Raw genomic sequence first — 12691 nt, forward strand, 5'->3', positions numbered from 1 at the left:
TTATATTATTAAATTTACAGTGAAAATATATAACTTAAAACTGAGATATCTTGCATTTTAACACTCACTTTTAGTTCAGCAATATTGTTTTGATCCAAAAAGAATTTTAAAGCTTCACTATATAGTTTTACTAAATTACTTTCTTCATTTTTTGTATCTACGCTATAGGTGTATAAGTGATTGTCATAGTTAAAATTAATGTTTATTTGCACACTTGGTAAATCTTGTGGCTTGAGATTATATAAATATAAATCATCACCTTCATAACGGATTAGCCCTTCTTTATAATCTTGCAATTTAACTGTAACAATTAAATACATAATGAAAGCAAAGAGTCCAAGTAGTACTATAAATAGCACTATTTCAATTAAATAGTTATGCACTAATTTCTTGTACATTTAACTCCTCACTTTCTGGATATAAGTATCTACCATTATGACTAATTTCTAGGACTAAAGCACTTCCCAATTCATTTTGTAACTTGCTACGTAAGGTTTCAAAAGTATATTGGTCTAAATTTTCAAAAGCCTCATCAAGCAGTATTACATCATAGGGAAGTAAAAATAAATTAAGTAACGCAATAAATTGCTTTTGGCCTGAAGATAGATTATCAAGTGAAATATTTTGACTTAAATTAATATTTAAATGTTGCAAGCAACCTTTTAAATCTAACTGATGAATTAGCTCATTAAACTGCTCAATATTACTAATGCATAAGTAATCGAGTACTGAAAGTGTTAAATTATTATCTTTTCCAATATAAATTACTTTCGCTTTATACCCTGCATCTAAAAATGGATTAACCTTATTTTCATTAATTAGTATTTCACCATCATCAGCTTGCTTAGAGCCATTTAAAATAGCGCACAAAGTAGACTTACCACATCCATTTGGTCCTATTAAATGTAGGTTTTTATCTATAATGCAAGAGTTTATATTAAGTGCTTTATTAATTTTAGACTCCGTATATGAATAGGTAATACTTGAGAGCTTAATTGAATTTATTTTCCTATCAACACTGTTGCTTTCTTCAGTTTCTTGTTCATCAAATTTAAAAATTTTAAGCATACTAAAAGCTTTTTTAAACTCACTATAACTACTTACCAGTGGTAAAACATTTTTAATTGGTCGAGTAAACAAACTAGCGCCAGTTAAGAAAAAGATTAAATTGGCCACACTTAATTTATTGTTTCAAATTTGATATGAGCCTAAAATTAAGATACATAAAGGTGCAATAACATCTAAAGTGGCCAAAAAGGAATTTAACGATATGGTTTTTTCTTTAAATTGCAACAACTTTAAGTTCATGTTTTGATATGAATTAGATAGAGTATTAAATAGTTTTTCTTCTAGGTAGTAGTTATGAATGTTTTTTATATGGTTAAAATAGTTATTGAAAGCATTATCAGTTGTGATATTTTCTTGCATTAGTTTCGGAAATTCATTATCATAGATTGATTTTGAAATAAAGCTTACTATAAGGGTTAAAACTGAATAAAGTGCAATAATAATCATTAAGTAGACATTTACATTTCATAGTAAAATTAGTGCCAAAATTAAGGTAATAATGCTTGAGAGCACCTCAGGTATAAAAACAATTTGGAAATGGATAATAGTATCAAAGACTGCAATTCGATTTTTAGCTTCTAACACAGTAAGTTTATCTATCACTTTATAATTTTTAAATTTTAACTCCTTAATAAAGTTTAAAGAGACACTTTCACGCCTTTGCGCTAGTATTTTTTGCAAAATCTTTTGACTAAGATTGCGCAAAGCAAAATTTAATAACACCACAAAAATAAAGACTATTCCTAGATACAACAAGTGAATATTTAACCTATTTGGAATAATTTTTTCCAAAATAATCTTATTAAAATAAGGTAAGGAAAATAGAATTAAAATTTCACACAATAAGGCAGTTAAATAAAAGAAGGAAAACTTATCAAACTTGACTCAAGAATTTTCTTTTAGCTGCGAGCTAAATTTTAATTCACCTTCTTGTTTTTTAAAGTTTATCAGCAAGCCAAAAAAATTAGCTTTAAAGTCTGCGTATGAGTAAGATACATTTCCGAAGATAGGATCATAAAGTTTAATTTTATTATGCGTTACTTTTTTTAATTACAACCATGTGAGTATTATTATCCTTTTTTATAAGCGCTGCAATCGGAAAGGTTTCAATATCTAATTGAAGCAAACCTAAAAAGTCACAATTGTATACTTCAATTGCGAAATTATAGTTACTAGCTAAGGCTTCAAAATCAGGAATAGCAATTCCTTTTTCAGTATATTTGGCATTTAATTTTAGCTCACTAATTTCAATTGAATTGAGATTATAGCGATCATAAAATCATTTCAAAACAAACAGTGAGCAATCTCTAATATCAATTTGTTTTTCTCTCATATATTCTATAAATTAAATTATTCGATAAGTGGACTAAAAAAGAACAAAAAGCGTTTTTTTCTATATAATTAAGTTATAAAAAGTGAAAGGAGATATTTTATGAACAAAGTAGTAGCACTTGCAAGTGATCATGCTGGATTCAAATTAAAAGATGAATTAGCAACATACCTTAAAGAAAAAGGTTTTGACGTTGTTGACTTAGGTCCATCTACAGACGCAAATTCTGTTTCATACGCTTTAATGGGTAAAGAATTAGCTAATTATGTAGATGAAGCTAAACCAACATTCGGAATTGGTGTTTGTGGAACAGGTTTAGGAATTTCTTACGCTTTAAACAGACACAAACACATTAGAGCAGCTAGAGTAACATCTGTTGAAGACGCACACTTAGCAAAACAACACAACAATGCAAACGTTCTTGTTTTTGGTGGACGTCAAGTTACATTAGACCAAGCTAAAGCTATGGTTGATGAATACTTAAACACAGAATACGAAGGTGGACGTCACCAAGCAAGAATTGATGAATTGGACGAATAATTATGGCTGATAAAAACTTAGAAGTAAACGAAAAAGAAGCTAAAGAATTAGCTGCTGTTTGACACGTCTCACAACACCCTGATGGATGAAAAGTTATAAGACAAGGTGGAGTTAAGGCAATCAAGACTTTTGATACCCAAAAAGAAGCTATTGAATATGCAAAACAATTAGCTAAAAATAATGAAGGAAGATACCTTATCCACAGTCAAAAAGGTAAAATTAGAGCTGGTCAAAGCTTTAAGGAAAAATAATAAATAACGCTTATGCGTTATTTTTAATTAAGATAAAATTTAAATATGAATAAAACTAAAATAAGTTTAAAAAATGTAGTAATTTTCTTACTACAAATTATTTTATTTATTGGGTTTATTGTCGGAATTACTATGCTCATTTTAAATGTTGATAAACGATATGCTTACTTGCTTTTGTTCCTACTTTACCTAATTAATGTGCTCTTTGTTTTTGTAATATATGCTCAAAATCGTGAACATGAAGCGAAATTTAGTTGGATTTATTTAGTCTTACTAGTTCCCTTTATTGGGCATGCTATTTTTATTGGCTATGGGTTATTATTTAGAAATAAATATGAACTCAAAATTAACGAAGATCCCAAATACAATTTAAGAACCTATAAAGATTTAATTTATAGAAATAATTCAGTAAAGCACATTTCAATGCTTAAGCGCATGGAAAATATTAATCAAAACATGGTATTGCCATGTAACTTTGATTTTTTTGCCGAAGGATATCGCTTTTACGATGATTTATTTGCAGCCTTAAAACAATCACAGCGTAGTATCTACATTGTGACCTACATTATTAAGCAATCTGAAATTTCACAAGAATTCTTACACATACTTGAACAAAAGGCTAACCAAGGAGTTAAGATCAAGTGGTTAGTTGATGACTTTGGCGCTATGGCATCACAAAAAAGATTGCTTCGTAAATTAAATAAACATCCAAATATTGAAATTAAGCTAATTGGTAAAATCTATTATCCTTTTATCAATGCAGCTAGTTTCTCACGTAATCACCAAAAATTTATTATCATTGACAACGAAGTGGTATTTTCAGGAGGAAATAACATCTCTGATGAATATGCCTCAATGTCAAAAAAATATGGGCACTGAATCGATTTAAACTATCGAATTACTGGACCATATATTAATGCTTACATCATACACTTTATTAAGTTTTGGAAAGTTATTACACGTAAAGAAATTGATATTCAAGCTTCACTTTTTATTCCTGATCAAAATCAAAACTACGAAGATTCAGCTTTATTAGTTACTGAATCTCCTTCTTATTCACATTCTGAAGCTGAATTATTTTTCCTTAAAATGATTCCAAATGCTAAAAAAAGCATTAAGATTGCTACCCCTTATTTTTCAATTACTCGTGCCCTTGAAAAGCAAATTATCCTAGCACTTAAAAGTGGGGTTAAGGTTACTCTTTATTTCCCAGGGTTGCCCGATAAAAAACTAGTTTATAAAATTGGTATTTATCAACTTAGCAAGCTTAGGGAATATGGTTTGGAAGTTAAAATCTATCAAGATCACTTCTTACACACTAAAGCTGGACTAATTGATGATGAATATGGTTGGGTTGGCACAAATAATTGAGATTCACGTAGTATGTTTTCTCAATATGAAACTATGGACATTTTAACTGGTAAATCAATTGAAAACCTATGTGAAATTTTCCATAAATATGAAAAAGATAGCCAAAAAGTGGAAAATTTTCCAGAAATCGATAAAAAGCCTAACGTTATTGAAAAATTTCTATATGATATTACTAAACCACTGATATAATAATAACGTACGAAAAAAGAATTTAAGTTTATAAATATAGAACGTAAATCCTATGGAGGAGTCTAATGAAAGAATTTTCAGCTAAGATTATTGACCCGATTGGGTTACACGCTAGACCTGCTACATTAATAGTTTCTACAGCAACTAAATTCAAGTCTGATTCTAAATTAATTTATAACGGACGTGAAGCTAATTTAAAATCTATTATGAACATTATGGCCTTAGGTGTTAAACACGGTGCCGAAATCACAATCAAAGTTTCAGGCGACGATGAAGCTGATGCAGTTAAAGCTATCAAAGGCGCATTAGAAGCTAATGGTTTAATATAGTAAATATCACCACCGACTCAGTGGTGATTTTTTATGCAAAAAAGCAATAAAAAAATGCGATATACGCATATTCTGGTGCCCAAGACAGGATTTGAACCTGCACGGATTGCTCCACTAGATCCTTAGTCTAGCGTGTCTGCCAATTTCACCACTCGGGCTTGTTGTAAATATTATAATATAAAAAACGAAAGAAGTAAATAAGAAAACTGGAAAAAAGTTGCTTTTGTGAAATAAGATTTATTTTGTCACCCCCATTAGAAATAATGGTCGATGTCTAAACTTCTTATATTAATTTAAAAACAGATATAAAAAAATAAAAGTACTAACAGATTATAATTAAACAAAAACCTTTCTGATCTTAAGGAGAATCCAGAAGGCTTTAAAAATTATTACAATTTAAGATTAAAAAGAGTTTTAAATATGAAATATTTTTTAATAAATGGGTACAAACAGAGAAAATTGAAGAGTGAATCTTGAATTATATAGAGAAGTGTTGACAGATATAGGATAGTTAATTATGCTGTATTTATTAAAGAAAAAAGACAATGCAATAACTTTTCTGTAGGCTAAAAGCATTGTCTTCTAATATAAAATATGGTATTTATATTGAATAATTATCATATATCTTTTGCCATATTTCATTAGCTGTAGCGATGGCAAAAATAGAGCTTATTTTACACAAGTTGTTGTAAATTAAAGAACGAGTTTAGGTCCACTAATTGGTCCATTATCCATATTAATAATAGCAATAACACTTAGATAGATGATAAACATCTATTTTTTTATGCTATTTATTTCTCTTCAAACAAAAATAAAATATAACTATAATTTGCATAATTAATAGTTAGATAAAAAAGACTCTTTAAAGAAATTAAGGCACTATTGTTTAATAGCAAGTAATTCTCTTATATATTTGTTAATTTCTTTTTGTTTGCTTTCTAATGTTGCATCATCAGGTACGCTAGGTTTTTTCTTTCCAGTACTTTTTTCTAGTGCTGTCCAAATAAGTTGATATTTATCTTCTTTATTACCATTTTTGAATTGTTCGTTGAATAAAATCTTAAAAACTAGCCAGCTTTTTGTTTCATCTTTTGCATCATACATTAAAGGAAGTACAATATTTTCTAATTGTTCTTTTGCTCATAAATACGTGTCTTGATAATCACTTGCCGGAGTATATGATAAACCAGGAAATAACATTAAATTATAATTAGTAAAATTTTCATCTGTTGGTATGGTGAGGCCAAGTACATTTTTAACCGTTAAGTAATCAATTATTGCTTCATAATATTTATTAATAATTTCTTTATTTGTCTCATTATGTATATATTCTTCTAAAGTTAGATCCTCGTTAACACTGATTAACATGTTTAAAAAATCTAAATAACTCTTCAACAACTTATATTGAAGCATTTGTCATACCAAATATCTTCCCACAACTAGGTTATTTAAAACAATATTATCGGGTTTATACTGAAAATTAGGATACTCGTTATTCAAGATTAAAGAAGTAAATGAGGCAGAAGAAGAACTTCCTTCGTAAAAGAATAGTATGGATTCTAATCCAAATAATGTTATTATTTGATTATCATTATTTTCATGATCAAATGCCACATTTCCGAAGCTACTTGAATTAGTTCAATATTTATGATTGATTAATCAATTTTTAGCAGGAATAAAATATTCGTTTAATAAACCAAATTTTGAAGCTTTATCATTTGCATAATATGAAAATATACTTAAGTCTTTGATATCATTTATAAAATTATTCCATGCTCTTTCGGTTTTGAAATCATTTTGTTTTATTATTGATACAATATGCCATTCATCGTATTTATCAGTCTGCAAAGGAGTTGTTATTGAAGGGGATAAGATATCTTTTAGTTTTTTTAGTAAATATCGATATTCTTTTACTGTTATATGTGAATTATCTTGTTTTTTTACAAATTTGTTAGGATTTGTAAAATCAAGATTTCTAATATATTTGGAAATAAAAGCTATAGATGGTATATTTTTTGAAATTAGCCCATTATTAGAAGGGGTATTTACTTCAGATATTATTCTAGAAAAGCTTAGTTCATCTTTTATTTTTTGTTCCATTCAGCTATTTTCATCAGCTACAGCTTCATAGTCATATCTTCATTTTTCATTATTCTCATATGTTTTTCAAGTGTCAGTATCAATTAGAGTATAGGCTTTTTCCTTATAATTGAATTTATTTGTTAATTTGGGAACATTTATTTTGATTTCTGTATTAGTATCATCATTTTTCCCTTCTTTTGGTTTTATTGTTCCATTTATATTGTTGCAAGAAGCGGAAATTGGTATAGCAGAAATTTGACATAAGAGTCCACAATAAAGTAACATTTTTTTCATGGTAAGACCTCCTTATTTGAATTTTATCATTTTTGAGTATTTAAATATTTGTTAATCATCAATTTAATGTCTACAGCTGTTGATATTTAAATATGTCAATATAATTAAACAGTTTATGTTATACGCTTTATATTAATATTAGATGGAAAAAATCATGCAGCAATTTTAATTTAATTAGTAAAATACATATATGGGATTTTTTACTAAATTAAAAGAAAAAGTTTTTACTAAGAAAAAAGATGTAGAAACAGTTAATAAACAACTAGATGAAAAAGAAACTAAAGAAATATTAGCTTCAGAAAAGTTTAAGAAATATGAATCTGGGCTTAATAGTGCTTCCTCATTTGGAAAAAAACTACTCGAAATTCAAAATAAGCACGTCAAAATAGATGAAGATTTCTTTGACGACTTTGAAGAATTGCTTATTATGTCAGATATTAATGCCTCTTTAGTTGATGTTATGATTGAAAAAATCAAACAAGAAATTAGAGCTAATAATATTGATGATCCAAAATTGATTGGTGAATTAGTAGCTGATATGATGTTTTCAATTTATGCTAATAACTCAATTGTTAACACTAATTTAAACTTTGAAGATGGGAGATTAAATGTCTTCATTTTTGTTGGAGTTAATGGATCGGGAAAAACTACTTCAATTGCCAAAATAGCAAACAAATATATTAAAGAAGGAAAAAAGGTACTAATAGCTGCTGCTGATACCTTTAGAGCTGGTGCAGTTAACCAATTAGGCGTTTGAGCAGAACGAATAGGAGCAAGCATTGTAAAACCTGATAAAGAAGGTGCTGATCCTTCTAGTGTAGTTTATAAAGCAATGGATAAAGCTACAAGTGAACACTATGATTTATTAATCATTGATACAGCTGGTAGATTGCAAAATAAAGTGAATTTAATGAAGGAACTGGAAAAAATGATTGGTGTAATTCAAAAGTTTGAACCTTCAGCTCCTCATGAATCTTTATTAGTACTAGATGCAACTACTGGACAAAATGGATTATCACAAGCTAAACATTTCAAAGATATTGCTAACTTAACTGGAATAATTCTTACTAAAATGGACGGAACATCAAAAGGTGGTATTGTACTTTCAATTAAAGATGAGTATGATATTGATGTTAAATATGTAGGTCTAGGGGAAGGGTTAGATGATTTACAAGAATTTGACCTTGAAATGTTTATTTATCAAATGACTAAGGATTTAATTCATGAACAATAAATCAATCGAAAATATCGACAGATATACAGCTTTATTTGATAAATATGGTAAATTACTAACTCAAAACCAACAACAAGTCTTTCGTTTATACTATGAACAAGACCTTTCTTATGCAGAAGTTGCTGAAATTCTAGCAACTACTAGATCTGCTGCTTATGACACCTTAAATAAAGCTATTAAAAATTTACTTAAATACGAAAAGCAAATAGATCAATAAGTTAACTCTTTTGACTAGCAATTTATGTTGATTAGTTATTCAAATATATTATAATAATTATGGAGCATGTAAAAGTGCTCCAAAATATAATTCATCATTTTGTACATTTATATAAAATGTAACTCATCATTGCTTATAAAAAAGATTGCTTTATTTTAAAAAAGCATAGTGAATTTGCTACTTATATCACATTATAAACATACCATTTCATTTGTAAAAGATTTTTTATTCCAGTAAGCATATTTCACATAAAAATTCATTTATATTATATTTCCAATTTATTTATATTTAAATTCTATAAATATCCATAAGAAAACCTTTCTTTTTGTTTTCAAATTGGTTGTATAAGAATAATTTCAAGCACATTCTTAGGAATGTGCTTTCTCTTGTTCTTTTTACACTAAATATAAAGTCAGGGTTAGAAACAGGATTATTATAAAATTGCATTAAAAAACCTAGTTCAAACTAGGATTTTTTTACATTTATATCTATGAACTACTTGTTCATTAATTCATCTTGTTTTTCTTTGGTAATTGCATCAATTTTAGCAATTTCTTTATCCACTTCTTTTTGAATTGCATCTAAGAAATTCTTTTGAACATCTTCTGATAATTCATCATCAGCTTTAATTGCTTTGTTGATATCTTGACGTGCATTACGGACACCAACTTTAGCATTTTCCGTTAATTTAGCAAGGGATTTGGTCATTTCCTTACGTCTTTCAGTTGTTAAAGCTGGGAATGTAAGTCTAATTTGACTTCCTTCATCAACTGGTAAGATTCCTAAATTAGCTTTTTCTAAAGCTTTATTAATTTCTCTTACAGAAGTAATATCGTAAGGTTTAATTAATAATTGTTGTGGTTCGGGAACGCTAATGTTAGCTAATTCTTCAAGTGGTGTTAAAGTGTCATAATAGTTAACTCTAACTCCTTTAATAATTTGAGGGTTTGCTCTCCCTGTTGAAATTTTAGATAATTCGAAACGATAGTGAGAAATAGCTTTATCACATTTTTCTTCTAGTTCCATTAAGTACATTTCTAATTCCATTATTTTGTTACCTCCGTATGAGTAATTGTGCCTTCTAATGCTCTTACTATTGAGTTTTCTTCAAGCAAGTTGAAGACAATTAAATTAATATTATTATCTCTTGCCATGCTTGTTGCAGTTAGGTCCATAACTTGCAATTTCTTTTCAAGAATTTCATCATAAGTTACAGTATCATAACGTTTTGCACTTGGGTTCTTTTTAGGATCTGCGTCATAAACTCCATCAGTTCCATTTTTACCCATTAAAATAACTTGAGCTCCGATTTCAGAAGCATATAGTGTAGCAGCTGTATCGGTTGTGAAAAATGGTCTACCGGTACCACCAACAAAAATTACAACTTCACCTTGTTCTAAGTATTTTAAAGTTTTTTCATTTACATAGTTCTCAGCAACTCTTTGGTCAATATTAAGTGAACTTTGAACTCTAGCTTTTAAGCCAACTTGTTCAAACCCACTACATAATGCAAGTCCATTCATGATAGTTGCAAGCATTCCAATATAGTCAGCTCTATTTCTGTTGATTCCATTTTTTTCAGCAGAAGCACCTCTTCAGAAGTTACCACCACCAATAACGATTGATACCTCAACTCCTTGAGATACCACCTCTTTTAATTGATGAGCAATTTTTGATACTAAATCATAATCAATTGCTAAATGTTTTTCTTTATTTGCAAAACCTTCACCAGAAAGCTTTATCAAGATTCTTTTATATTTGATCATTTTTCACCTCTAATTTTTATTGCTTATATTTTATATTAAAATATGCCAGATATGAAATGCTAATTACTTTTTTTACTATATGCATATAGCTATAAACATCATTTTTTGCTCTTAACCCATCTTTAGGCAATGACTAAAATAATTATTTTAATAAGATAACTCAAAATGACAACAAGAAAATTTGGATCCTTTTAGTCTTGAAAAATATGCAAAAATAAGCTAAAAAAGTAAATGTGGAACAAAATGTGGAAATTATTTATGATTTTTCTCTTTTTTAAAAAAATGGTTATAATTGTATAACAATTAGCGAGAAATGGTTTCATACCATTTTTATTCAAGTTATACAAATAATTAAATTACGAAAGGAATTATTAATATGGAACAAAAAGAAAGATACTTATTTGCTATCGACTTAGATGGTACCACACTTCAATCAAGTGCTACAGGTGCAATCCACGATAGAACAGTTTCAGCTATTAAAAGAGCCACAGAAGAAGGGCATGTTGTATGTATCCTTACAGGAAGACCTTGAAGAAGTACTAAATTTATTTATGACACTTTAGGTTTAAATACAATCGTTTCTAACTTCAACGGAGCTCACATTCACCACCCTTATAATCAAGAATTTATCCCTTACATTAAATACTTAAATCTAAACGAAGCCTTATACATTATCGGAGATCCTCTTGTACAAAAAGAAATTACTAACCTTGCAATTGAAGGTCCAGATTGAGTACAACTAGATCACCGTGATGAAGAACTTGAAAAAGTTTTCGGATTTAAAACTAGTGCTAAATTACAAATCGGGCTTAACTATCACAAGCTACCATTAATGCCAACAGGTGTTATCTTTGATGTTAAAGCTACAACAGATGTTGAATTCTTGAGAAGATACTTAAAAGCACGTTATGGTGACTTAGCAGAATTCTCATACTGATCAAAAGGTGAAGGTCTTACACCAGTATTTGATATTACAAATACTCAAGCTAACAAAGGAAAAGCTTTAAGCTTATTAATTCGTTATTACGACATTAAAATTGAAAACACTATTGCTTTAGGTGATGGATTTAATGATGTTCCTATGTTTAAGATTGCTAACGTTTCAGTAGCAATGGCAAATGCATCTAAAGATGTTAAAAAATATGCTTCAATTAAAATGACAAAAACAAATAAAGAAGGGGGAGTTGGAGAATACATTCACAAATTCTTAGACAACCCTAAAGCTGAAATCGAAAAATCAAATGCTAGAAAAAGAAAAGTTCAAGCAGTTGAGGAAGAATAATCATGAAATTTATTGATGATGTTAAGTTATTTGAATTAGAAACTTACGAAGTAATTGGAGTTGATGAAACTGGCGTAGGTGATTACTTTACCCCTCTAGTTGCTTGTGCTGTATATTTACCTAATCGGTTAAAAAAATTCGTTTTAGATTTAGGAGTAAAAGACTCTAAAAAGCTAACTGATGCACGCATCAAAACTTTAGCACCTAAATTAATGGAGTTTTTACCTTATTCAGCCTACATTTTATCTCAAGCTGGATTTAATAAATTGAGCAAAAATTTAAATAATAATGAACTTAAGTTTTTTGCTCATGCAGCAGCATTATCTAATTTACATCAATATCATGTAGCTTCAACTAAAGCTAATGCTATCATTATTGATAAATATTCAACTACTAATTCAATTCTTAAATATCACGATAAAATATTTGCAAATAACTGAGCAAATCTTTATGAATATGACTTACCCACACTATTAATTGAAAAAGCAGAAGATATCCACTTAGCTGTTGCTTGTGCTTCAATTATTGCTCGTTATAAATTGTTAGAATACATGCAAGAACAAGAAAAAAATTGAAATTTCCACTTCTTGCTTGGAGCAAGTAAAGAAGTCAAACAACAAGTTCAAGATTTTGCTTTAACTTATGGTGATGATTCTCTTGCACAAGTTTGCAAGCTAAATTTTAAAATCAAATAATCGCAGATAATGCGATTTTATTATGCCTTTAATGTACGATTTG

14 protein-coding genes and 1 tRNA gene are annotated in these 12691 nt (G+C 28.6%); 8 read left to right on the forward strand and 7 right to left on the reverse strand.

Annotated elements, in window-relative coordinates; genetic code table 4:
- Window positions 1–14: 14 nt before the first annotated feature.
- The 3 genes from ACM0IS_RS03000 to ACM0IS_RS03010 all read right to left on the reverse strand — a co-directional run bounded on the left by ACM0IS_RS03000 (window position 15) and on the right by ACM0IS_RS03010 (window position 2401).
- Window positions 15–398: an MAG1140 family protein gene (locus tag ACM0IS_RS03000; RefSeq protein WP_416756011.1), complete on the reverse strand. Its 384-nt coding sequence runs from the start codon at window positions 396–398 to the stop codon at window positions 15–17.
- A complete protein-coding gene (locus ACM0IS_RS03005) occupies window positions 376–1671 on the reverse strand; it encodes an ATP-binding cassette domain-containing protein (RefSeq protein ID WP_416756012.1) in 1296 nt (431 codons plus the stop codon). The genes ACM0IS_RS03000 and ACM0IS_RS03005 overlap by 23 nt, the downstream gene beginning before the upstream one ends.
- Window positions 1672–2098: 427 nt before the next feature.
- The gene (locus tag ACM0IS_RS03010) at window positions 2099–2401 is read right to left on the reverse strand and encodes a cysteine peptidase family C39 domain-containing protein (RefSeq protein WP_416756014.1); all 303 of its coding nucleotides are present in this window, start codon (window positions 2399–2401) and stop codon (window positions 2099–2101) included.
- A 99-nt stretch (window positions 2402–2500) separates the two neighbouring features.
- On the opposite strand from ACM0IS_RS03010, the gene ACM0IS_RS03015 reads away from it, so the two are divergent.
- The 4 genes from ACM0IS_RS03015 (at window position 2501) to ACM0IS_RS03030 (ending at window position 5078) form a co-directional block, all read left to right on the forward strand.
- Window positions 2501–2938, forward strand: coding sequence for an RpiB/LacA/LacB family sugar-phosphate isomerase (locus tag ACM0IS_RS03015; RefSeq protein ID WP_416756015.1), 438 nt, complete (start codon window positions 2501–2503; stop codon window positions 2936–2938).
- 2 nt (window positions 2939–2940) lie between these two features.
- On the forward strand, window positions 2941–3189 hold the full coding sequence (locus ACM0IS_RS03020) for a DUF2188 domain-containing protein (protein WP_416741585.1): 249 nt from the start codon (window positions 2941–2943) through the stop codon (window positions 3187–3189).
- Window positions 3190–3234: 45 nt separating this feature from the next.
- The gene (locus tag ACM0IS_RS03025; RefSeq protein ID WP_416756017.1) at window positions 3235–4749 is read left to right on the forward strand and encodes a phospholipase D-like domain-containing protein; all 1515 of its coding nucleotides are present in this window, start codon (window positions 3235–3237) and stop codon (window positions 4747–4749) included.
- 65 nt (window positions 4750–4814) lie between these two features.
- Entirely contained in the window at window positions 4815–5078 is a 264-nt protein-coding gene (locus tag ACM0IS_RS03030) for an HPr family phosphocarrier protein (RefSeq protein ID WP_416756019.1), read from the forward strand.
- A 73-nt stretch (window positions 5079–5151) separates the two neighbouring features.
- Here ACM0IS_RS03030 and ACM0IS_RS03035 read toward each other — a convergent pair.
- Window positions 5152–5236, reverse strand: a tRNA-Leu gene (locus tag ACM0IS_RS03035).
- Between the two features lie 721 nt (window positions 5237–5957).
- Window positions 5958–7454, reverse strand: a complete 1497-nt coding sequence (locus ACM0IS_RS03040) for an MAG3960 family lipoprotein (RefSeq protein WP_416756021.1) — start codon at window positions 7452–7454, stop codon at window positions 5958–5960.
- Window positions 7455–7644: 190 nt separating this feature from the next.
- Between ACM0IS_RS03040 and ftsY the strand changes: the two genes are divergently transcribed.
- Window positions 7645–8688 (forward strand): signal recognition particle-docking protein FtsY, encoded by a 1044-nt coding sequence (gene ftsY, locus ACM0IS_RS03045; protein WP_416756022.1) that lies wholly within the window; start codon window positions 7645–7647, stop codon window positions 8686–8688.
- Window positions 8678–8905, forward strand: a complete 228-nt coding sequence (locus tag ACM0IS_RS03050) for a sigma factor-like helix-turn-helix DNA-binding protein (RefSeq protein WP_416741589.1) — start codon at window positions 8678–8680, stop codon at window positions 8903–8905. Before ftsY ends, ACM0IS_RS03050 begins: the two co-directional genes overlap by 11 nt.
- Before the next feature lie 495 nt (window positions 8906–9400).
- Here the strand turns inward: ACM0IS_RS03050 and frr are convergent, their stop codons facing one another.
- Together frr and pyrH are read right to left on the reverse strand one after the other, a co-directional pair.
- Window positions 9401–9952 carry a ribosome recycling factor gene (frr, locus tag ACM0IS_RS03055; RefSeq protein WP_416756023.1) on the reverse strand — a complete coding sequence of 184 codons (552 nt, stop codon included), beginning with the start codon at window positions 9950–9952 and terminating at the stop codon, window positions 9401–9403.
- A complete protein-coding gene (gene pyrH / locus ACM0IS_RS03060) occupies window positions 9952–10671 on the reverse strand; it encodes a UMP kinase (protein WP_416754402.1) in 720 nt (239 codons plus the stop codon). Before pyrH ends, frr begins: the two co-directional genes overlap by 1 nt.
- Window positions 10672–11047: 376 nt before the next feature.
- Between pyrH and ACM0IS_RS03065 the strand changes: the two genes are divergently transcribed.
- Entirely contained in the window at window positions 11048–11953 is a 906-nt protein-coding gene (locus ACM0IS_RS03065; RefSeq protein WP_416756025.1) for a Cof-type HAD-IIB family hydrolase, read from the forward strand.
- A gap of 2 nt (window positions 11954–11955) precedes the next feature.
- On the forward strand, window positions 11956–12648 hold the full coding sequence (locus ACM0IS_RS03070; protein WP_416756026.1) for a ribonuclease HIII: 693 nt from the start codon (window positions 11956–11958) through the stop codon (window positions 12646–12648).
- Window positions 12649–12691 lie beyond the last annotated feature (43 nt).

The sequence above is a fragment of the Mycoplasma aquilae ATCC BAA-1896 genome (genome assembly GCF_048074525.1).
GTDB lineage: Bacteria > Bacillota_I > Bacilli_A > Mycoplasmatales > Metamycoplasmataceae > Mycoplasmopsis > Mycoplasmopsis aquilae.